18 protein-coding genes and 1 tRNA gene are annotated in these 21,894 nt (G+C 71.5%); 5 read left to right on the top strand and 14 right to left on the bottom strand.

What is annotated here, in order from left to right; all coding sequences use genetic code 11:
• The first annotated feature begins 189 nt into the window (after positions 1–189).
• A complete protein-coding gene (locus tag ACIQPQ_RS22320; protein WP_401306199.1) occupies positions 190–2,121 on the top strand; it encodes a serine/threonine-protein kinase in 1,932 nt (643 codons plus the stop codon).
• On the opposite strand, the gene ACIQPQ_RS22315 is transcribed toward ACIQPQ_RS22320, so the two are convergent.
• Positions 2,085–3,437 (bottom strand): hypothetical protein, encoded by a 1,353-nt coding sequence (locus ACIQPQ_RS22315; protein ID WP_401306197.1) that lies wholly within the window; start codon positions 3,435–3,437, stop codon positions 2,085–2,087. The genes ACIQPQ_RS22320 and ACIQPQ_RS22315 overlap by 37 nt on opposite strands.
• Before the next feature lie 253 nt (positions 3,438–3,690).
• The gene (locus ACIQPQ_RS22310) at positions 3,691–3,819 is read right to left on the bottom strand and encodes a DLW-39 family protein (RefSeq protein WP_003999697.1); all 129 of its coding nucleotides are present in this window, start codon (positions 3,817–3,819) and stop codon (positions 3,691–3,693) included.
• A 361-nt stretch (positions 3,820–4,180) separates the two neighbouring features.
• On the opposite strand from ACIQPQ_RS22310, the gene ACIQPQ_RS22305 reads away from it, so the two are divergent.
• Entirely contained in the window at positions 4,181–4,582 is a 402-nt protein-coding gene (locus ACIQPQ_RS22305) for a DUF6344 domain-containing protein (protein ID WP_401306196.1), read from the top strand.
• Between the two features lie 277 nt (positions 4,583–4,859).
• Here ACIQPQ_RS22305 and ACIQPQ_RS22300 read toward each other — a convergent pair whose 3' ends face one another.
• The 12 genes from ACIQPQ_RS22300 to dnaA all read right to left on the bottom strand — a co-directional run bounded on the left by ACIQPQ_RS22300 (position 4,860) and on the right by dnaA (position 20,635).
• Entirely contained in the window at positions 4,860–5,483 is a 624-nt protein-coding gene (locus ACIQPQ_RS22300; RefSeq protein WP_401306194.1) for an SMI1/KNR4 family protein, read from the bottom strand.
• Positions 5,480–5,833 (bottom strand): VOC family protein, encoded by a 354-nt coding sequence (locus ACIQPQ_RS22295; protein ID WP_401306192.1) that lies wholly within the window; start codon positions 5,831–5,833, stop codon positions 5,480–5,482. Before ACIQPQ_RS22295 ends, ACIQPQ_RS22300 begins: the two co-directional genes overlap by 4 nt.
• Before the next feature lie 135 nt (positions 5,834–5,968).
• Positions 5,969–7,078, bottom strand: coding sequence for a hypothetical protein (locus ACIQPQ_RS22290; protein WP_401306190.1), 1,110 nt, complete (start codon positions 7,076–7,078; stop codon positions 5,969–5,971).
• A gap of 116 nt (positions 7,079–7,194) precedes the next feature.
• A tRNA-Ile gene (locus ACIQPQ_RS22285) sits at positions 7,195–7,268 on the bottom strand.
• Between the two features lie 124 nt (positions 7,269–7,392).
• Positions 7,393–8,325, bottom strand: a complete 933-nt coding sequence (locus ACIQPQ_RS22280) for a DUF3566 domain-containing protein (RefSeq protein ID WP_401306188.1) — start codon at positions 8,323–8,325, stop codon at positions 7,393–7,395.
• 19 nt (positions 8,326–8,344) lie between these two features.
• Positions 8,345–10,939, bottom strand: coding sequence for a DNA gyrase subunit A (gene gyrA, locus ACIQPQ_RS22275; protein WP_401306187.1), 2,595 nt, complete (start codon positions 10,937–10,939; stop codon positions 8,345–8,347).
• Positions 10,940–10,981: 42 nt separating this feature from the next.
• On the bottom strand, positions 10,982–13,066 hold the full coding sequence (gyrB, locus tag ACIQPQ_RS22270; protein WP_401306186.1) for a DNA topoisomerase (ATP-hydrolyzing) subunit B: 2,085 nt from the start codon (positions 13,064–13,066) through the stop codon (positions 10,982–10,984).
• Positions 13,067–13,558: 492 nt separating this feature from the next.
• Positions 13,559–14,089, bottom strand: coding sequence for a DUF721 domain-containing protein (locus tag ACIQPQ_RS22265; RefSeq protein WP_401306185.1), 531 nt, complete (start codon positions 14,087–14,089; stop codon positions 13,559–13,561).
• The gene (gene recF / locus ACIQPQ_RS22260) at positions 14,086–15,207 is read right to left on the bottom strand and encodes a DNA replication/repair protein RecF (protein WP_401306183.1); all 1,122 of its coding nucleotides are present in this window, start codon (positions 15,205–15,207) and stop codon (positions 14,086–14,088) included. The genes ACIQPQ_RS22265 and recF overlap by 4 nt, the downstream gene beginning before the upstream one ends.
• A gap of 108 nt (positions 15,208–15,315) precedes the next feature.
• Positions 15,316–16,191: a phosphogluconate dehydrogenase (NAD(+)-dependent, decarboxylating) gene (gene gnd, locus ACIQPQ_RS22255; protein ID WP_401306182.1), complete on the bottom strand. Its 876-nt coding sequence runs from the start codon at positions 16,189–16,191 to the stop codon at positions 15,316–15,318.
• A 181-nt stretch (positions 16,192–16,372) separates the two neighbouring features.
• The gene (gene dnaN / locus ACIQPQ_RS22250; protein ID WP_383770163.1) at positions 16,373–17,503 is read right to left on the bottom strand and encodes a DNA polymerase III subunit beta; all 1,131 of its coding nucleotides are present in this window, start codon (positions 17,501–17,503) and stop codon (positions 16,373–16,375) included.
• Between the two features lie 1,116 nt (positions 17,504–18,619).
• Positions 18,620–20,635 (bottom strand): chromosomal replication initiator protein DnaA, encoded by a 2,016-nt coding sequence (gene dnaA, locus ACIQPQ_RS22245; protein ID WP_401306180.1) that lies wholly within the window; start codon positions 20,633–20,635, stop codon positions 18,620–18,622.
• A 375-nt stretch (positions 20,636–21,010) separates the two neighbouring features.
• On the opposite strand from dnaA, the gene rpmH reads away from it, so the two are divergent.
• The 3 genes from rpmH to yidD are packed head-to-tail and all read left to right on the top strand — an operon-like array spanning position 21,011 to position 21,891.
• Positions 21,011–21,148, top strand: a complete 138-nt coding sequence (gene rpmH / locus ACIQPQ_RS22240) for a 50S ribosomal protein L34 (protein ID WP_003956500.1) — start codon at positions 21,011–21,013, stop codon at positions 21,146–21,148.
• Positions 21,149–21,169: 21 nt separating this feature from the next.
• Positions 21,170–21,541 (top strand): ribonuclease P protein component, encoded by a 372-nt coding sequence (gene rnpA, locus ACIQPQ_RS22235; protein ID WP_383770091.1) that lies wholly within the window; start codon positions 21,170–21,172, stop codon positions 21,539–21,541.
• Positions 21,538–21,891, top strand: coding sequence for a membrane protein insertion efficiency factor YidD (gene yidD / locus ACIQPQ_RS22230; RefSeq protein WP_383770094.1), 354 nt, complete (start codon positions 21,538–21,540; stop codon positions 21,889–21,891). The genes rnpA and yidD overlap by 4 nt, the downstream gene beginning before the upstream one ends.
• Positions 21,892–21,894: the final 3 nt, after the last annotated feature.

Genomic DNA, 21,894 nt, shown 5'->3' with positions numbered 1-21,894 from the left:
GGGAGGGGGTCGGCGGCCGGGCCGACGGCGCACGGCGGGCCGCGGGCCGAGAGGAGCGCCGTGATGGCGCTCTTCACCGGGGAACCGGCGCGCCGCGCGGGCACGGGCACGGGGGACCGTACCGCTCGTCGCCGGGGGGAGTGAGCAGCATCAGGGGGGACACCGCAGGGGGAGGAGTGACGCACGGCCATGGGTGAGGTCTTCGCCGCACGGTACGAACTCGCCGATCCGATCGGCCGGGGAGGGGTCGGCGCCGTCTGGCGCGCCTGGGACCACCGCCGCCGCCGGTACGTGGCCGCCAAGGTGCTCCAGCAGAGCGACGCGCACGCGCTGCTGCGCTTCGTCCGCGAGCAGGCCCTCCGTATCGACCATCCCCACGTCCTCGCCCCGGCCAGCTGGGCCGCGGACGACGACAAGGTCCTCTTCACCATGGACCTGGTCACCGGCGGCTCCCTGGTCCACCTGGTCGGCGACTACGGCCCGCTGCCCCCCGCCTTCGTCTGCGTCCTCGTCGACCAGCTGCTGTCCGGTCTCGCGGCCGTGCACGCCGAGGGGGTCGTCCACCGGGACATCAAACCGGCCAACATCCTGCTGGAGGCGACCGGTACGGGCCGCCCCCGGCTGCGGCTCTCCGACTTCGGCATCGCGATGCGGCTGGGCGAACCACGGCTGACCGAGACCAACCTCGTCGTGGGCACGCCCGGCTACCTCGCCCCCGAACAGATGCTGGGCGCCGAACCGGACTTCCCCGCCGACCTGTTCGCTGTCGGCCTGGTCGCCCTGTATCTCCTGGAGGGCGCCAAGCCGGACGCCAAGGCGCTCGTCCAGCACTTCGCGGAACACGGCACTCCGGGCGCTCCCCAGAGCGTTCCCGAGCCGCTGTGGCAGGTGGTCGCGACGCTGCTCCAGCCGGACCCGCAGGCACGTTTCCGCAGTGCGACGGGCGCCCGCAAGGCGCTGGCGTCGGCCGCCGAACTGCTCCCCGAGCCGGGTCCCGACGACGAGCAGATCGAGATCTTCGACCAGATCGGCCCGCTGCCCAAGGGGTTCGGGCCGCGGGGCCCGTCGAGACCCGCCGCGGGCGTGGCCGGTCCGAACGGCGTCGCCGCCGGTCCGGGCGGGTTCGCGGTCGGTCCGGGCGGCGTCGCCGCCGTGCCGGGGGAGGGCGAAGTGCCCGGCGACGGCCCGCTGGGGGACGGGGGTTCTCGCGGTGGGGGCGAGGGCGGCGGCGCGGGGGCCTGGCCCACGGGAACCCCTTCGCCGTACGAGCGGTCGCCGTACGAGCGGCCGGGCCCCGAGCGGAACGCGGCCGACCCCTCCGGTCACGCCGACCACGCCGGCCCCGCCACCGACGACGTGCCCGGTGCCGATCCCCACTGGGCCTGGCCCGGGACGGGCTCCCGGACCTCGGGTCAGGCGGTCGCACCGGCCCGGCCGGACACGCCGCCGCCCCCGCCCGTCCCGGCGCGGCCTCCGCACCCCGGCGGGGAGCCCGGCTCGGGTGCCTTCCCGGGCGACCCGCGCCGACCCGCCGTACCCGGAGCACCGCCGTCCGCTCCCCCGGCCCCCGCGCAGGACCCGACGCCCGAGCCCTCCATGTCGGACACCGGCAGCTTCCACCTCCCGCCGCCCGGGTCCACCGGCACGGCCTTCCTCGGCACCGCGCCCCCTCCCGCGCGCCCCCCGGCCCCCGTACCGCCGCCGCCCGCGCACCTCCCGACGGCCACGGCGACGCCGACCCCTACGCCGACGCCCACCCCCACTCCCACTCCCACTCCCGCGACGACGCCCCAGCGTTCCGCGCTCCCCCACGAGGGCACCTTCGCGCTGCCCCTCAGGCCGCAGACCGGGGGCACGGCCCACCTCACCGACCCGTCCACCGCGTCGTACACCACGAAGGACCCGCCGTCCCCGACCACGCAGGCGCCGTCCCCAGTGCCGCTTCAGCACCCTCAGCAGACCGCCGGGGCGCCGGGCGCGGCCGGGCGGAGCCGTCGCCGGGGTCGGCGCCGGGCTCCCGTGCCGCGTCGTCCGGGCCCGCCGGTCGCGGTCGCGCTGCCGCTCCTGCTGCTGGCGCTGGCCTGCTACGCCGTCGGGTTCTGGGCCCTGGCCCGGATCTGAGCGCCCGCGCGCCGCCGGGCCACCGCCGTCCAGCCGCCGAGCACCAGCAGCAGCGCGGTCCCGGTGCCGATCCCGCCCGCCGCGACCGCCGTCATCGCCCCGCGGTCCCCGCCACTCCCGGCGGTCCCGTCGCCGTTCCCGGCGGGCCCGGCGGCCACCGCGTCCGAGCCCGGCAGCCCGTCCGAGCCCGGCCCGAACAGGCCGCCCGGCACCGAGGGTCCGGTGTACCGGGGCCCGTCCTGCGCCGTGCCGTCGACCGTGACCCGCAGGACGAGGTCGTAGGGGCCGTCGCCGAAGCGGTCCGCGACCCGCGCGGAGAGATGGACGACGAGATAGTGGTCCCCGGCGAACCGCAGGCTCCGCGCCGGGTCGGTCGGGGCGTACCGGTTGGCGTAGCCGACCGGCGGCAGCACGGGCAGCGCGGCCGTCTTCTGGCCGCCGTCGTACCCGACGCTCGCGTTCACGACCTCGGCACGCACGGGGTTGTGCAGGGCCAGGTCCAGGGCCGGGACGACGAATCCGGTGCCCGCGCCCGCCGCGCTGCCCAGTTCGGCGGTGGCGTGAACCTGCTGTCCCCAGCCGACCGGCACCTTGTAGAAGAGGGACTGGCCGGGCGCGATCTCGTCGCGCCAGACCCCCGGCCGGAGCCGCGCGGCGCGCGTGAACCCGCCGCCGCCGTCGCCGTCGGCGGGTTCGCCGGACGGGGGCGCGGGCGGCGCGGAGTCCCAGGCGCCGGGACCGTCGGTCGGGCCGCCGCGCCGCACGGCGGCCTCGGCGACGGGGGCCAGCTCCAGTTCCCAGGGCCTCTCGGTCGCGGTGTCCGTCTCGGCGCGTTCGACCACGAGGTAGTACGTTCCGGCCTCCTGGCAGAGCCCCTTGCCGACCAGGATCTCGCGCGCCCCCCAGGCGGTGACCGGGCGCCGGTCGCGGGAGGCGCCGACGGTCGAGGAGTCGTAGGAGCAGTTGACGCCGTCGGCGTTCTGCACGGCGACCCTGATGCCGTCGCCGCTGGCCAGGGTGTCCTCGGGGTCGGGCACGGCGGTGACGGAGACGTACGCGGTGACGGCGGCGTCGAGCGCGAGCCGGTAGTACGCCTTCCCGCGCCCCGCCAGCGCGCTGCGGTACACGCGGCCCGCGTCCAGCCGTACCGCGCCGCCGGTGCCGTCGGCCGCCGGGACGTCCCGCGCGTCCGGGTCGAAGGCGTAGTCGGAGCCGTCCGCCGCAGGCGCGGCCAGCGCGACCGGCCCCGGCACCGTGACCGCCGCGCCCATCACGACCGCGGCCACCACGCCCACCCAGCCCGTACGCCGCTTCATCGCCCGTCCCCTCGCCCGCTCACCGGCACGCGGTCCCGCCCCGTCCGGCCGTGGGCGCCATCCTGCCCGCTCGGCCCGCCCACCACCCCCGCATTCCGCACGGGCGTCCGAAACACCATCGTCGGCGGGACGTACGGAGGGGGACCGCCCTCGCCGCTCCCGGCGCGGCCCCTGCCCCACATCGCCCCGCCCCGCAACACGAGACCCCGACCGCTCCGGCGGCCGGGGTCTGCTCAGTTCTCGGTATCGGTACTCACGAACCCGTGGGCACGGAGTCAGTCGCCTCCGTCCACAGATCCTGCTCGGCGCGATCCGCCTGGATCTGGCGGTACACGAGGAGCCCGCCGATGGCGGCCAGTGCGACCAGGAGAAGCTTCTTCACCGCGCGACCTCGTCTTTCCTTGACGTAGGGGACCTCTGGCGCCCGACTATACACACCGGCCGAGACCGTTCGGTGACCTGCGTCGCGCCCCCCAACTCCCGCCCTCTACCGCGCAGTAGCCGGGACAGCGGCCGAGGATCAGACCCTCGGATCGGAGGGTGATCACACCACCACGAAGGGTCGCTTCACCCCTCCTTGGCCGGTTTTGCCCAGCCGCCCAGGGCATTTCATACGTCTTACGTCCATCCGGGTGGTGTTCATCGGAACATCGCCACGCCACGAACGCAGATCCACGACTTCCGGCCCGGCATACACATCATGAGGAAAGTACGCAAATCGCCCAAGCCGAAAGTGAGGGGCCATGCCCGAGATCCGGGTCAAGAAGCTCTGGACCGTCCTCGTCACCGCTTTCATCGCGCTGTGCACGGCGCTCGGACTCGTCACGACGACCGCCGCGACGGCGTCGGCACAGACCGAGCCGACGCGCAACAGCAGCGAGAGCGCCACCACCGCTACGGCGAACGAGCCGGCGGTGTCGCCCTGGGCGGCCTGGCTGAACGCGAGGTCCCTGCCCCCCACGATGAAGCAGCGCATCCGCGCCGAGGCCCACGGCTCCTCCCCCAACTGCCGCCACCGCGCCCTTCCCGACACGGACCAGGCCGACCACCTCACGGACGCAGCCCCCGCGGACCGGACCCCGGACACCACGGCCCCCTGCGACACCGACACCGACGCCGCGGCCCGGACGGCCCAGCTCACCTGACAGCACGCAGTAGCAGGCACCAGCAGCAGCAACAGCAACAGTTGGACCACAGGCGGCAGGAAGCAGGCCGCACGCGGTAGAAGGACATGACGTAACTCCAGCGGGACCCCCGCTGTACCCCGCTGCACCCCACCAGCACACGCACGGCACCGCTGCGCACCCGCGGACAGCCCTGCCCCCGTGCTGAGGAGATGTCACGGCGAACGTGCGTACATCCGCATGATGCAGGCCCGGAAGCTCCCAGGAGCAACCGGGCCTTCGCCATGCCCACGCCGCGTCAGGCGACGTCGTACCAGGACTTCTTGTCGGCCCAGTGCCGTACCCAGCCGGTGAAGCCGGGCTCGGCCGTGGTGTGGCCGTACGGAGCGCCGAAGGGGACGGCGCCCACGTCGGTGATCATCCAGATCTGTCCCCGGTGGGGGCCGGTGACCACAAGGTGCCAGTTCATGGCGCACCCGTCCGTGCCGAGCACGACCGAGCCGTCGCCGTGGACCCGGTCGAGGACCGCGTCCACGTCCTCCCCGTCCGCCACGCTCTCCGGGCCGTCGTCGTCCTCGTCCTCCCACATCCACGCCTCGGTCAGCGGGAACGGGCTGCTCAGCGAGCGCACGTCTGCCTCGCCGTCCCAGTCGGAAGGCAGCTCCGCGAGCGGCAGGAACCCGTACTCGGGCGGTCCGGAGGCCGATCCGTCCGCGATCTCGGCGACGAAGGTCCGGTACGGCTCGGGCAGCACGACCCCGTGCTCCGCCTCGAAGGCGCGCACGGCCGCCCACCCGAGGGGCGGGCGGCAGTCGCCGTCGGAGCCGAACACGGCCCGCAGGGCGGCGAGTTCGGCTGGATCGGCCGGATCGACCCGGTCAGGGCTCGTACCGGACGCCCCGGCGCCGCTCTCGTCGCTCACGAGGCGTGTTGGCCGAGGACGCAGAACTCGTTGCCCTCGGGGTCCGCGAGGACCACCCACGACTGCTCGCCCTGCCCGATGTCGACCCGCTTCGCCCCCAGCGCCTCCAGACGGGCCACCTCGGCGGCCTGGTCGTCGGGGCGGAAGTCGAGGTGGAGGCGGCTCTTGGCCGTCCGGCCCTCCTCGACCCGGACGAAGTCGAGGCCGGGCGTCTGGTCGGGCGCGGGCCGGATCTCGAACTCGTCGTCGTCGGAGTGGACCACCACCCAGCCGAGCGCCGAGGCCCACCACTGCCCCAACGCCGCCGGATCGACGGCGTGCACGATCACCTGTTCCCATCGCAAGGTCATCCGCAGAGCGTAGAGCCTGCGGCGGTGCCGAGAACAAGGGGTTTTGCGGAGCCCGCGCCGCCCGCCGCCGTACCGCGCCCAAGGCCCCGCCGACGGCGCGGACGTCCCGGCCCGCTCCCGTCCCCTTCTCCCCCCTCAGGACCGCGTCGCCCGCCGGCACTCGTCCCCGGCGGCCCCGCCCCGGCCGACGGGCGCGCTGCGGTCGTACGGATCGAGCGCCGGGGCGGTGTCGTCGGTGCGGGCAGCGGTGCCGAAGGGCGGCGTGAGATAGCCCGTGGGAGCGCCGCAACCGCCGTTGGTCATGTCGTACTTGTACGAGACGACCGAGAAGGTGCCCGGCTCCATGACGACCTTCTCGGGGTCGTCCCAGCTCAGGACCAGCTCACGCCGGACGATCGTCCGGACCAGCTCGTCCTCGGCCCCGACCCCGGCCGCGCCCGCCGGGGCGACGGGATTGACGAAGGTGACGTCGGCGGTGACCCGGAGCGCGCCGCGCTCGCCCACCTCGTAGGCGAGGCGGCCCCGGGTCTTCACGACGTCGCCGACCAACTGCGTCCGCGCGGGCTGGAAGCGGCTGAAGAGGAGAAGGGGATCGTTGTCCTCGTCCGGGGCCCGGAAGGCCGTGGCCAGCAGGTCCTGGACGTCCTTCTGGTGCGGGTTGATCATCGCGATGGCCGCCTCGGGACGCGCGCCCAGCAGAACGTCACGGTCCAGGCCGGAGGCGACGAGGAAGTCCCGGCTGCGGGTGAGGGCGCGCTCGACCTCGGCCGCGCTCATCCACCCGACCGCCCTGGCCTCCGGCACGGTGATCCCCGCCGCGCCGTTCGCCCACTCCGCCGCCGGCGATCCGCGGAACGGCTCGTCCAGGGTGGGGCGTTGCGGCGTCCCGGCCGGGGGCGCGGCGGTCGGACGGGCGGTCTCGGCCGTCGGCGGCCGGGAGTCGGAGCCGTCCCCCGGCAAGAGGCCCAGCACCGGCCCCGGCGCGAACGCCACCCCGAGCAACGCCACCGCACCGGCCAGCCCGGCCACGTACCAGCCCGTACGCCGCTTGGGGCGCGCGGGCGGGTGGCTGCGCCAGCCCTCCGGGGCCCGGTCGGGCTCCGCGGCCAGCCGCCGCGTCACCTCGCGCGCCCGCGCCGACGGCTCCTTCGGCGCACCGGCGGCACCCGCCACCGACTCCCGCAGAAACCGGTCCCACTCCTCATCGGACCTCGACGCCCCGTCCGGCTCCGCACCCGAGCCCATCCCCGACCCCCCCCTAGGCCTACGACCACCGCTCGGCCTGTTTCACGTGAAACATGACCCTCTGGCGGCACCATCAAAAGACCCCCGGACCGATGGTCCGGGGGTCTTCTCGTCTGTGGGGCTAACAGGATTTGAACCTGTGGCCTCATCCTTATCAGGGATGCGCTCTAACCAACTGAGCTATAGCCCCGCCGCGCTCTGCGGGGGTGTGTCCCGCGCGCTGACTCCTGAAGATTAGCGCACGACGCGGGCAGTCCCAAAATCGGTTCCCGACGGGTGACCGGCGGAGGTTTGGGACCGCCCGCGCCGCGGCCTCACTCGTCCTCGGCGAGGGTCAGCTCGATGCCGCCCACGAAGCCCGCGGAGAGGTTGTAGATGAAGGCGCCCAGCGTGGCCAGGGCCGTCGCGAGGACGACGTCGATGACCGCGATGACCGACGCGAACATCAGGACGTGGGGGAGCGACAGGAAGGACTGGAGGTCGAAGCCGTTCGACTCGTTGGAGCCGGTCGCCTCGGAGATGGTGCCGCCGACCGTGGAGAAGACGCCCATCGCGTCCATGACCATCCACAGCACCGCGGACGCCACGATGGTGCAGATGCCGAGGGCGATGGAGAGCAGGAAGCTGACCTTCATCACCGACCACGGGTCGGCCTTCGCCACCCGCAGCCGCGCCTTGCGCACCCGCGGTGCGGTGCGGGCGCCGGTGCGGGGACGGCGGACCGCGCCGGGCTGACCGCCCTGCGTCCCCGGGCCACCGGCCTGACCCGCCTGCGAGCCGTAGGCCTGCGGCGGGTGGTACGGCCCGGCGGCCGCCTGCTGCGCGGCGCGTTCGCCGGGCAGCGGAGAGGTGGTCTGCCGGTCGTCACGCCCGGTCTTGGTCTTCTTCCCGGCGGGGGCCGCTCCGGCCCCCTGCGCCTGCGTCCGCGGACCGCGGGTGTCCGTCACGCTTCCCCCCTGGGCTCCCTGCTGGTCCGGCGCCGGGGACTTCTTCAGGGGCGCCTTCACCGCCTGCAGATTGGTGGTCTGCGGGTCCTTGATCGGCTGGAGGTTGGTCGTCTGCGGATCGGTCACGTCCGCCCCCCGTGCCTCGGCCCCGCGGGCGTCGGTCCCACGCCCCGGAGTCGGCCCCGCGGCGGAGCCACGGCCCCCGCCGTCCGTTCCCTTGTCGGCAGGGTTACCGGCCGAAGGGCCGGCAGAGGTGCCGGCCGACGTTCCGACCGAACCGGCGCCCGTGGCTCCGCTCACGATGACTCACTCCTCGTGCCTACTCGGACGAGGGCGCCTCACCCTCGTCCGTACCGCTGACCGAACCGTCCTCGGCGGTCTCGTCGACGGCGATGTCGCCGTCGACCTCCTCCGCCTCGCGCCCCGCCTCGGCGTTACGAGCGATGCCCACGACGGCATCGCGCTTGCCCAGATTGATCAGTTGAACGCCCATGGTGTCACGGCCCGTCTCCCTGACCTCGTTGACTCGCGTACGAATCACACCGCCGGACAGCGTGATGGCGAGGATCTCGTCCGTCTCCTCGACCACCAGCGCGCCGACGAGAGAACCGCGGTCCTCCACGATCTTGGCGGCCTTGATGCCGAGGCCGCCGCGACCCTGGACGCGGTACTCGTCGACGGCGGTCCGCTTCGCGTACCCGCCGTCCGTGGCAGTGAACACGAACGTACCGGGTCGAACAACATTCATCGAGAGCAGCTGGTCTCCCTCGCGGAAGCTCATGCCCTTGACGCCAGAGGTCGCACGGCCCATGGGACGCAACGTGTCGTCCGTAGCGGTGAACCTGATCGACTGCGCCTTCTTGCTGATCAGAAGCAGATCATCGTCGGAGGAGACGAGTTCGGCACCGATCAGTTCGTCATCGGAACCGTTCTCCTGCTCCCGCAGGTTGATCGCGATGACACCACCGGAACGCGGAGAATCGTAATCTTTCAGAGGCGTCTTCTTGACAAGTCCGCCCTTGGTCGCGAGGACCAGGTACGGCGCCGCCTCGTAGTCGCGGATCGCGAGGATCTCGGCGATCGCCTCGTCCGGCTGGAAGGCCAGCAGGTTGGCGACGTGCTGACCGCGCGCGTCGCGGCCCGCGTCCGGCAGCTCGTAGGCCTTCGCCCGGTACACCCGGCCCTTGTTGGTGAAGAACAGCAGCCAGTGGTGCGTGGTGGAGACGAAGAAGTGGTCGACGATGTCGTCTTCCTTGAGCTTCGCGCCCCGCACGCCCTTGCCGCCGCGCTTCTGGGCGCGGTAGTCGTCCGTCTTGGTGCGCTTGACGTAGCCGCCGCGCGTGACGGTGACGACGATGTCCTCCTCGGCGATCAGGTCCTCGATGGACATGTCACCGTCGTAGGGCACCAGCATGGTCTTGCGGTCGTCGCCGTACTTCTCGACCAGCGCGGCCAGTTCCTCACTGACGATGCCGCGCTGGCGGACCGGCGAGGCCAGGATCGCGTTGTACTCGGTGATCTTCGCCTGGAGCTCGTCGTGCTCCTGGACGATCTTCCGGCGCTCCAGGGCGGCCAGCCGGCGCAGCTGCATCTCCAGGATCGCGTTGGCCTGGATCTCGTCGATCTCCAGAAGGCCCATCAGGCCCGTGCGCGCGATGTCGACGGTGTCGCTGCTCCGGATCAGCGCGATGACCTCGTCGATGGCGTCCAGCGCCTTCAGCAGGCCGCGCAGGATGTGCGCGCGCTCCTCCGCCTTGCGCAGCCGGAAGCGCGTACGGCGGACGATGACCTCGATCTGGTGCGCCACCCAGTGCCGGATGAACGCGTCCAGCGACAGGGTGCGGGGCACGCCGTCGACCAGCGCCAGCATGTTGGCGCCGAAGTTGGTCTGGAGGTCGGTGTGCTTGTAGAGGTTGTTCAGGACCACCTTGGCGACCGCGTCCCGCTTCAGGACGATGACCAGGCGCTGGCCGGTGCGCGAGGAGGTCTCGTCGCGGACGTCGGCGATGCCGCCGATCTTGCCGTCCTTCACCAGGTCGGCGATCTTCTGCGCGAGGTTGTCCGGGTTGACCTGGTAGGGCAGCTCGGTGACCACCAGGCACTGGCGGTTCTGGATCTCCTCGACCTCGACGACCGCGCGCATGGTGATGGAGCCGCGGCCCGTGCGGTAGGCCTCCTCGATGCCCTTGCGGCCCACGACGAGCGCGCCGGTCGGGAAGTCGGGGCCCTTGATGCGCTCGATCAGCGCGTCCAGCAGTTCCTCGTGCGAGGCGTCGGGGTGCTCCAGGCACCACTGGGCGCCGGCCGCGACCTCACGCAGGTTGTGCGAGGGGATGTTGGTGGCCATGCCGACCGCGATGCCCGCCGAGCCGTTGATCAGCAGGTTCGGGAAGCGGGCGGGCAGGACGGTCGGCTCCTGGGAGCGGCCGTCGTAGTTGTCCGTGAAGTCGACGGTCTCCTCGTCGATGTCGCGGACCATCTCCATCGACAGCGGCGCCATCTTGCACTCGGTGTAGCGCATGGCCGCCGCCGGGTCGTTGCCCGGTGAGCCGAAGTTGCCGTTGGAGTCGACGAGCGGCATCCGCATCGCCCACGGCTGGGCGAGGCGCACCAGCGCGTCGTAGATCGAGGAGTCGCCGTGCGGGTGGTAGTTGCCCATGACGTCGCCGACGACGCGGGCACACTTGTAGAAACCGCGTTCGGGGCGGTAGCCGCCGTCGTACATCGCGTACAGGACGCGGCGGTGGACGGGCTTGAGGCCGTCCCGGACGTCGGGCAGGGCTCGGGACACGATGACGGACATCGCGTAGTCGAGGTAGGAGCGCTGCATCTCCGTCTCGAGCCCGACGGGCTCGATGCGCATCACGAGCTCGCCGCCCTCTTCAGGGGTGACAGGGGTGATCTCGTCGGCCATTGCTGGTGGGAATCCTTCCTGGTGCGGTCAGCTGAGACCGACTCAGATGTCGAGGAAGCGGACGTCCTTGGCGTTGCGCTGGATGAAGGCCCGGCGGGCCTCGACGTCCTCGCCCATGAGGACCGAGAACAGGTCGTCGGCCTGGGCGGCGTCGTCGAGGGTGACCTGGCCGAGGACGCGGTGCTCCTGGTCCATGGTGGTCACGCGCAGTTCCTCGGCGTTCATCTCGCCGAGGCCCTTGAAGCGCTGGATGGAGTCCTCGCGCACGCGCTTGCCGCGCTGGCGGCCCAGCTCCAGCAGGGCGTCGCGCTCACGGTCGGAGTAGGCGTACTCGACGTCCTCACGACCCCACTTGATCTTGTAGAGCGGGGGGCGGGAGAGGAACACGTGCCCGGCCTCGACCAGCGGCCGCATGAAGCGGAAGAGGAAGGTCAGCAGCAGGGTGTTGATGTGCTGGCCGTCGACGTCGGCGTCCGCCATCAGGATGATCTTGTGATAGCGGAGCTTGGAGATGTCGAAGTCCTCGTGCACGCCGGTGCCGAAGGCGGAGATCAGTGCCTGGATCTCCTGGTTCTGGAGGATCTTGTCGATCCGCGCCTTCTCGACGTTGAGGATCTTGCCGCGGATCGGGAGGATCGCCTGGTACTGCGGGTTGCGTCCGGACTTGGCCGAGCCGCCGGCGGAGTCACCCTCGACGATGAAGATCTCGCACTTGGTGGGGTCGTTCGACTGGCAGTCGGAGAGCTTGCCCGGCAGGGACGCCGACTCCAGCAGGCCCTTGCGGCGGGTGAGGTCGCGGGCCTTGCGGGCCGCGACGCGCGCGGTCGCCGCCTGGATGCCCTTGCGGACGATGTCCGCCGCCTCGACCGGGTTGCGGTCCAGCCAGTCGTTGAGGTGCTCGTAGACCGCCTTCTGCACGAAGGTCTTCGCCTCGGTGTTGCCGAGCTTGGTCTTCGTCTGGCCCTCGAACTGGGGCTCGCTGAGCTTGACCGAGATGATCGCCGTCAGACCCTCGCGGATGTCGTCGCCCGTGAGGTTGTCGTCCTTCTCACGCAGCAGCTTCTTGTCGCGCGCGTACTTGTTGACCAGGTTGGTCAGGGCCGCGCGGAAGCCCTCCTCGTGGGTGCCGCCCTCGTGCGTGTGGATGATGTTGGCGAAGGAGTACACGCCCTCGCTGTAGCCGCTGTTCCACTGCATGGCGACTTCCAGGGAGAGGCTCTTCTCCTTGTCCTCCGCCTCCAGGTCGATCACCGTCGGGTGCACCGTCTCCCCCTTGCGGGAGTTGAGGTACTTCACGAAGTCGACGATGCCGCCCTCGTAGTGGTACGTGACGGTCTTGACCTCGTCCTTGTCGTCCGCGCCCGCCTCGTCCGCCCCGGCGGTGGCCTTCGCCGACTCGCGTTCGTCGGTGAGCTTGATCGTCAGGCCCTTGTTGAGGAACGCCATCTCCTGGAAGCGCCGCGACAGCGTCTCGAAGGAGTACTCGGTCGTCTCGAAGATGTCGCCGTCGGCCCAGAAGGTGACCGACGTGCCGGTCTCCTCGGTGGCCTCCTGCTGGACCAGCGGCGCCGTGGGGACGCCCATCTTGTAGTCCTGCGTCCAGCGGTGCCCGTCGGTCTTCACCTCGACCGAGACCTTGCTGGAGAGGGCGTTCACGACGGAGACGCCGACGCCGTGCAGACCACCGGAGACCGCGTAGCCGCCGCCGCCGAACTTACCGCCCGCGTGGAGCACCGTGAGCACGACCTCCAGGGCCGGCTTGCCCTCGGAGGGCACGATGCCCACCGGGATGCCGCGGCCGTTGTCGACGACGCGCACGCCGCCGTCGGGGAGGATCGTCACGTCGATGGTGTCCGCGTGCCCGGCCAGGGCCTCGTCGACGGAGTTGTCGACGACCTCGTACACGAGGTGGTGCAGACCGCGCTCGCCGGTCGAGCCGATGTACATACCGGGTCGCTTGCGGACCGCGTCCAGACCCTCGAGGACGGTGATGGCGCTGGCGTCGTACGACGCGGTGACCTCGCTGCCGGAGGAGGGGACCGCGCCGGTGGCGCCTGCGTCGGCGGACGGGATGTTCTCGTTGGGGTTGCCGGAATCGGCCACGAAGCGCCCTTTCTGGCACAGCACGAGCCGGGCTCGTCGGCGGGTTGCCGGAGCGGCTGCGGCATGTTGCGTTGGTAAGCCTTGATCAGCGTTGCTCAGCGTCTCCCGGGCGGTCCCCACGATCGGGGCGGGATTCGCTTCCAGTCTACCGGTAGCGCCGACAGTGATGGGGGTTTGCCGGTACCTGAGTCCGCATGTGCCGCCCTCAACCGGCGTCCACCGGGTCCCCATATACGGAAAGGGGCTCCGAGAGGCTCACAGAGGCACTCAGCGCTTCCGGGTGTCAACCCTTGGCTACCGGGGAGTCAGTTCCGGATTCGCAACCGCACGCGGGCTGTTCACGCCCCCGCGCGCAACAGCAGAAACGGTTCGCGAACCCGTCGTACGGCGGCCGCGCACACCCGTACGACAGCCGTACGCCCGCCGCACGGCACCGGCACTCGTCGTACCGCGCCGTACGAAAAGAGGACCGGGACGGTACGACGGCACCGTCCCGGTCCTGATACGTGACAGAGGTCACCCGTAGGTGTCGCCCGGACCCGTGCTTCCGGGGGCCCGCAGCGGGCCGTAGCGGCGGGCGGGACCGGTCGGACCCTGCACCCGGATCTGCCGCACCCGGCCGTGCCCCAGGTCCTCGTTGAGCCGGGCGACCAGGGTCGGCGCGTACAGCCGCAGGTTCGTCGCCCAGGCCGTCGAGTCGCACCGTACGAAGAGCACGCGCTCGTCCTCGTCGTACCGCTCGGGCTCGCAGTGCTTGGCGAGGTTCTCACCGACGATCTGCGGCCAGCGCCCCATCACCCCGCCGACCGCGGCGGGCGCCTCCCAGCCGCGCTCCGTCAGCAGCCGGTTGATCGCGGCGCCCAGCGCCATCGGGTCCCGTCCGTCGGCGCGCGCGCCGGACCGCAGTCCGCCGCCCCGGCGGGCCTGCTTCTTCTCCTGCGCCGCGTCGCCGCGCGCACGGGCCTGCTCCCGGGCGGCCCGCAACGCCACGCGCGCGAGGTCCACACCCGAGGGCTCGGGCCGCTTGGCCTCGTCCCGTCCGCTCATACGCGCTCCACCGTCCCCTCCGCCACCGCGTACCGCGCGCCGCTCAGCACGTCCGGCACGTCGTCGTCGACCGCGGCCGTCACCAGCACCTGCTCGCCGGGCGCGACCAGCTCCGCGAGCCGTTCGCGGCGGCGGGCGTCCAGCTCGGCGAAGACGTCGTCCAGGACGAGCACGGGCTCGTTGCCCTCGGCGCGCAGCAGGTCGTACGAGGCGAGGCGCAGGGCCAGCGCGCAGGACCAGGACTCGCCGTGCGAGGCGTAGCCCTTGGCGGGCAGCCTGCCGAGCTTGACGACGACGTCGTCGCGGTGCGGTCCGACGAGGGTGACGCCGCGCTCGATCTCCTGCTTGCGGACGTCGGCGAGCGCGCCCATGAACTGTTCGTAGAGGTCGTCGCGCGTGTGCGCCTCCCCGGGCGCCGACGGCTTGTACTCCAGGGCGACGGGGCCGCCGCCGGGCGCGAGCTGCTCGTACGCCTTGTCGGCGAGGGGTTCTACGGCGGCGAGCAGGTCGAGGCGCTGGGCGAGGAGTTCGGCGCCCACGCGCGCGAGGTGCTGGTCCCACACGTCGAGCGTGGAGAGGTCCATGGTGCGGCCGCCGTGGCGGCGGGCCAGCGCGGCGGACTTCAGCAGGGTGTTGCGCTGCTTGAGCACGCGCTCGTAGTCGGAACGCACGCCCGCCATACGGGGGGCGCGCGCCGTGATCAGCTCGTCGAGGAACCGGCGCCGTTCACCGGGGTCGCCCTTGACCAGGGCCAGGTCCTCGGGCGCGAACAGCACGGTCCGCACGATACCGAGGACGTCACGGGGTCTGACCTGCGAGGATCGGTTGATCCGGGCACGGTTGGCGCGGCCCGGGTTCAGCTCCAGCTCGATCAGCTGCTGCCGCTCCCCCTGGCGGACCTGGGCGCGGATCACGGCCCGTTCGGCGCCGACGCGCACGAGGGGCGCGTCGGAGGCGACGCGGTGGCTGCCGAGGGTGGCGAGGTAGCCGACGGCCTCGACGAGGTTGGTCTTCCCCTGCCCGTTGGGGCCGACGAAGGCGGTGACGCCCGGGTCGAGCGGCACCTCGGCGCGCGGGTACGAGCGGAAGTCGGCCAGCGACAGGTGCGTGACGTGCATGGTCGTCTCTCCGACCTCCCCGGGTGTCGGGGTCCGCCGGGGCGGACCCGGCGGACCTGTGACCACTGGCCGTGGACCGGCCGTGAGCCTGCTGTGGAGCGGCTGAGGCTACTTCGTCTCGACCGCGTGGCCGCCGAACTGATTGCGCAGCGCGGCGATCATCTTCATCTGCGGCGAGTCGTCCTGGCGGGAGGCGAACCGCGCGAACAGCGAGGCCGTGATCGCGGGCAGCGGCACGGCGTTGTCGATGGCGGCCTCGACCGTCCAGCGGCCCTCGCCGGAGTCCTGGGCGAAGCCGCGCAGCTTGTCGAGGTGCTCGTCGTCGTCGAGGGCGTTGACCGCGAGGTCGAGCAGCCAGGAACGGATGACGGTGCCCTCCTGCCAGGAGCGGAAGACCTCGCGGACGTTCTCCACGGAGTCGACCTTCTCCAGCAGCTCCCAGCCCTCGGCGTAGGCCTGCATCATGGCGTACTCGATGCCGTTGTGGACCATCTTCGCGAAGTGGCCGGCGCCGACCTTGCCCGCGTGGACGGCGCCGAAGTCGCCCTCGGGCTTGAGGGCGTCGAAGACCGGCCGGACCTTGGCGACGTTCTCCGGGTCGCCGCCGTACATCAGCGCGTAACCGTTCTCCAGGCCCCAGACGCCGCCGGAGACGCCGCAGTCGACGAAGCCGATGCCCTTGGCGGCCAGCTCCTCGGCGTGCTTCTCGTCGTCGGTCCAGCGGGAGTTGCCGCCGTCCACGACGACGTCGCCGGGCTCCAGCAGCTCGGCCAGCTCGTCCACGGTGGACTGGGTGGCGGCACCGGCGGGGACCATGACCCAGACGACGCGCGGGCCGCTGAGCTTGCCCACCAGCTCTTCGAGGCTCTGGACGTCCGCGAGGTCCGGGTTGCGGTCGTATCCGACGACGGTGTGGCCGGCGCGGCGTATCCGCTCGCGCATGTTGCCGCCCATCTTGCCGAGGCCGACGAGACCGAGCTCCATCAGTTGTTCCTTAGGTCGCTGTGTGGCGTGTGAGGCACCTCGTGCCCCCGCCCGAGCCTAAACCCGGACATCCGTGCACAGCTGTGGGGCCAGGCGCTCATCCGTACCGCCCCACCTGCGGGTTTCTCCCCAGCGGGCGGCCCGGTTGTCCACGCGCTGTGGACAACCGGGAGGGCACGGGTCAGCCGCTGAGGCGCACCGGCATGATCAGGTACTTGTAGGCCTCGTCCGCCTCGGCGTCCAGCGCGGGCCGGCCGCTGAGCAGCGCGGGCTTGGTGGACGTCGTGAACGACAGCTGGGCGACCGGGGAGTCGATCGCGCTGAGCCCGTCCAGCAGGAAGGTCGGGTTGAAGGCAATCGAGATGTCGTCGCCCTCCAGCTGCGCGTCGACGCGCTCCACAGCCTGTGCGTCGTCGCTGGAACCGGCCTCCAGGATGAGCACGCCCTGCTCGAAGGAGAGCCGCACCGGGGTGTTGCGCTCGGCGACCAGGGCGACGCGCTTGACGGCCTCCACGAAGGGGGCGGTCTCGATCACGGCGACGGAGTTGAACTCGGTCGGGAACAGCGTGCGGTACTTCGGGAGGTCGCCCTCAAGCAGGCGGGTCGTGGTGCGGCGGCCCGCGCCCTCGAAGCCGATCAGGCCCTCGCCCGCGCCGGAGCCGGAGAGCGCCAGGATGACGCTGTCGCCGCTGGTGAGCGCCTTGGCGGTGTCGAGAAGCGTCTTGGCGGGCACCAGGGCGACCGCGGAGGCCTCCGGGTTCTCCGGCTTCCACAGGAACTCGCGGACCGCGAAGCGGTAGCGGTCGGTGGAGGCCAGGGTGACGGTGTCGCCCTCGATCTCGATACGCACACCGGTCAGCACCGGGAGCGTGTCGTCGCGGCCCGCGGCGATGGCGACCTGGGCGGCGGCCGAGGCGAAGACCTCGCCGGGGACGGTGCCCGTGGCGTTCGGCATCTGGGGCAGCGACGGGTACTCCTCCACAGGCAGTGTGTGGAGCGTGAAGCGCGAGGAGCCGCACACCACGGTGGCCCGGACGCCGTCGGTGGAGATCTCCACCGGGCGGTTGGGCAGCGCGCGGCAGATGTCCGCCAGCAGGCGGCCGGAGACGAGGACGGTGCCCTCCTCCTCGGTCTCCGCCTCGACGGAGACGCGCGCGGAGACCTCGTAGTCGAAGCTGGAGAGGCTGAGGGCTCCGTCCTCGGCCTTCAGCAGGAGGCCGGCGAGGACAGGCGCCGGCGGACGGGCCGGGAGGCTGCGCGCCGCCCAGGCCACGGCCTCCGCGAGTACGTCGCGTTCCACCCGGATCTTCACTCTTGCCGCCTCCTGCTGTTGCCGGCGCTTCTCGCCCTGCCTGGCCTTCGTCGTCTGTCTCGGTGTCATCGGCCCCGCTGTGGGGAAGGACCACCGGGGACCAGTCTGACGCACCGCACTGACAGTAGGTGCCCGTCGGGGTCAAGTCGTGACGAGGGGCAGCCGGGACCCGGACGACGAGTTGTGCACAGGGCCCCCTTCGAAACGGACTTCTCGCTCTCTCTAGGGGGAAGTAGTAGTAGGGCCTGTGGATACCGTGGATAACCTCGTTTTCCCAGGTCAGAGCCGATTTTTTGTCCACTGCCCCTGTGGGTGGAGCCCGTGGACAACCGGGCCCTTCTGTGGAGAACGGAAAGTTCTGCACACTCCGTGCACAGGGAGGGCCGAGTTCTCCCCAGGACTGTCCCCAGCTTCGGGCGTCTTTCCCACAACCCCTCTCGGCAGCTTCGTGTGACGCCTTTCACTCGACCCGGTGAGGAGGCGCGTCGGGTTGTCGAACAGTGGACAGAGGTGTGGAGAAGCCGGTGATCACTGGGGACAACCGGCCCGCACCTGTGGGTTGCCCGTGGACAAGTCGATCCACAGTCTGTGGATCAAAATCTTGTCCACACCCTGTGGACAAGATTTTTCCACGAATCCACAACCAGGTGACCTGGCCTGATGATCCTTCACCTGCCGGGCCTGTGGACAAGATCTGGACAACTTCCCAGTCCCCAGGGTGTGGACGCAAGAAAGTCCCCGAATCTGTGGAGGACGGCCGTAACCCGGCGCCCGGTCGAACACCAGGTGACGCGTACGTTCGGCCGCGGGCGGTCGGCAGGCGGTCGGCAGGCCGCCGACCGGTGTCGGCGTACGGCGCGACGGCCGGGCAGACGCGCCGGGGAAAGGCTTCGAGGGGCACCCGCGAGCACGGAGGCGCCGCTCTGACGGCGGTCGGGCGGCGGCGGCGCGGCGGCGACAAGGCAGCGTGACGGCGATACGGCAGCCTGACGGCGTTGAGGTGTCGTACCGCCGGGCGGCGAGCCAGACGTGCGCTTCGTGCGCGCGCACGACGAAGGGCGCCCCGGAGAGCTGGAATCAGCTCCCGGAGCGCCCTCGACGGTCCGTCCGGCTCGGTCAGCCGGCCTTGATGCGGTTGGTCAGCTCGGTCACCTGGTTGTAGATGGAGCGCCGCTCGGCCATCAGATTGCGGATCTTCCGGTCCGCGTGCATCACCGTGGTGTGGTCGCGCCCGCCGAACAGCGCGCCGATCTTCGGCAGCGACAGGTCCGTCAGCTCCCGGCACAGGTACATCGCGATCTGCCGGGCCGTGACGAGCGCGCGCCCGCGGGAGGTGCCGCACAGGTCCTCGATCGTCAGCCCGAAGTAGTCCGCGGTGGCGCCCATGATCGCCGTCGAGGTGATCTCGGGCGCGGAGTCGTCGCCGCCCGGCATCAGGTCCTTGAGGACGATCTCCGTCAGGCCCAGGTCCACCGGCTGCCGGTTCAGCGACGCGAACGCCGTCACCCGGATCAGCGCGCCCTCCAGCTCGCGGATGTTGCGCGAGATGCGCGAGGCGATGAACTCCAGCACCTCCGGCGGGGCGTTGAGCTGCTCCTGGACCGCCTTCTTGCGCAGGATCGCGATCCGGGTCTCCAGCTCGGGCGGCTGGACGTCCGTGATCAGACCCCACTCGAAGCGGTTGCGCAGCCGGTCCTCCAGCGTCACCAGCTGCTTGGGCGGCCGGTCGCTGGACAGCACGATCTGCTTGTTGGCGTTGTGGAGCGTGTTGAAGGTGTGGAAGAACTCCTCCTGCGTCGACTCCTTGTCCGCCAGGAACTGGATGTCGTCGACGAGCAGGATGTCCATCTCGCGGTAGCGCTTGCGGAAGCTGTCGCCCTTGCCGTCGCGGATGGAGTTGATGAACTCGTTGGTGAACTCCTCCGAACTGACGTACCGCACGCGCGTGCCCGGATAGAGGCTGCGCGCGTAGTGGCCGATCGCGTGCAGCAGGTGCGTCTTGCCGAGCCCCGACTCCCCATAGATGAAGAGGGGGTTGTACGCCTTCGCGGGCGCCTCGGCGACGGCGACCGCGGCCGCGTGCGCGAAGCGGTTCGAGGCGCCGATGACGAACGTGTCGAAGAGGTACTTCGGGTTCAGCCGCGCCGTCGGCTCCCCGGGACCGCCCGCCGTTGCCGACGGACCGGCCGACGCGCCGGGTCCGGTGCCCCCGCGGTGCGGGGGACCGCCGGCCGGGCCGTCGGGCAGCTCGCGGCGCGTCGGGTCCCGCTGGTCGTACTCCGGGCGCTTCTGCTCGTACGGCGCGGAGTCGTAGGGCGGCCGGTCCACGGCCTGCGGCCGGTAGTCCTGCGCGGGCGCGCCGTAGCTGTCGCGGCCGGGGGGACCGTCGTAGGAGTCCTGGGACGGGGAGGCGTACGGATCGCGCTCCCGCTCACGGTCCCTGTCCTGGCCCCGGTCGCGGTCGCGGTCGCGGTCCGCGTACGGGTCGCGTTCGGGGAAGCCGAGGCGCTGCTGCTGCCAGCCGTAGTCGTCCTGCGACGGGCGCGGCCAGGCGCCGGGTTCGGGCCGCTGGTACTCCGACGGGTACGCCGGGCGCGCGACGGGCAGCTGGTCCTGACGGCCGCCCTGGTCCCCGCCGGGCTGCGGCTGCTCGGCGCGGTGACGGCCGTATCCCTCGTACGTGTCGTACGGGTCGCGGTGATCCCGCTGGCCGCGCTGTTCCCGCTGATCGCGCGGGTCCCGTTGGTCGTACTTGTTCTCGTACGGGCTGTCGTACTGGCCCGACGGAAGCTCCGGTTCCTCGTAGCGGGAGGACGTGGGCTGCGCGGAGGGGACGGGCGCGGGCGGGGTCTCGCCCACGGAGTCGTCGACGGTGATCGCGATCCGGATCGGGCGCCCGCACTCGCGGCTCAGCGTCTCGCTGACCACCGGGGCGAGCCGTCCCTCCAGGACGCCTTTGGCGAACTCGTTCGGCACGGCGAGCAGGGCCGTGTCGGCGACCAGCGCCAGCGGCTGGCAGCGCCGGATCCAGTGCTCGTCCTTGACCTCGACCCCCTGACCGCGACCCTCACCGAGCAGTTTCTCCAGTACGCGTGGCCACACTGCGGCAAGATCGGCAGGTACGTCAGCCACAGGGCACGCTCTCTCGCGGGTCCCACGTTCGTGTGAGGCGGGACGGATCGGGATTCATATCGGGTGGGGTCAGGGACAAAGGAACGAATCGGAGTTCAGCCACGGTAGTCAGGGCGAGCGCTGCGGTTCAAGTTGTTGTCCCCAGCCTGTGGACAGTGTCTCCCGACAGCCCCTGGTTTGACCGGATGGCGTAGCCGCGCGTACCGTAACCAGGTCGAGTTGTCGATGGCTGCTGCCGCCTGCCTCCGATGGGCACAGATCACGTCAGGTGATCGGGAAGCGGTGCACTCGGGCGTTAACGCGAGCTACTCGTGGGCGCACGGTGACAGCCAGGACGGCACCCCGCCATTACCGATTGATTTCTGGAGCCCCCGAGTGAGCAAGCGCACCTTCCAGCCGAACAACCGTCGTCGCGCCAAGACCCACGGCTTCCGGCTGCGTATGCGGACCCGTGCCGGCCGCGCGATTCTCGCGTCCCGCCGCAGCAAGGGTCGCGCCCGTCTGTCCGCCTGATCCCGGTCAGGTCATGCCGTCGTGCTGCCCACCGAGAACCGGCTGAGGCGGCGCGAGGACTTCGCGACCGCGGTACGACGAGGCCGTCGGGCCGGACGCCCGACGCTCGTCGTCCACTATCACAGCGGTGCCACGGACCCGCACGCGCCTGGGGAGAGCGCTCCCCCGACGCGTGCGGGTTTCGTCGTCAGCAAGGCGGTGGGCGGCGCGGTCGTGCGCAACGCGGTCAAGCGCAGACTCCGTCACCTGATGCGCGATCGAGTCGCCCTGCTGCCCCCCGGTAGCCTGGTAGTCGTACGGGCGCTGCCCGGTGCGGGCGACGCCGCTCATGCACAGCTGGCCCAAGACCTCGATGCCGCTCTCGAACGGCTCACGGGAGGGGGCGCGCGATGAAGTACCCGCTGCTGGCACTGATCAAGCTCTACCAGTGGACGATCAGTCCACTGCTCGGTCCGGTGTGCAAGTACTACCCGTCGTGCTCCCACTACGGATACACCGCCATCGACCGGCACGGGGCGATCAAGGGAACGGCCCTCACCGCCTGGCGCATCCTGCGGTGCAATCCGTGGTCGCTGGGCGGCGTGGACCATGTCCCGCCGCGCAAGCGTCCACGGTGGCACGAGATGCTGCGCGACGCCTGGCGGGCACGCAAGGGCGGGCCCTCCGCCGCCGAAACGGCCACCGGGGAGCACACCTCCCCGAGCCCGGCCGCAGAGACCCCGTCCCATGCCCAAGGAGCATGATTA

The organism is Streptomyces sp. NPDC091281, assembly GCF_044757425.1.
Classification (GTDB): Bacteria; Actinomycetota; Actinomycetes; order Streptomycetales; family Streptomycetaceae; genus Streptomyces.
The sequence above is the reverse complement of the archived record's forward strand: the minus strand, read 5'-3'. Positions and strand labels throughout refer to the sequence as shown.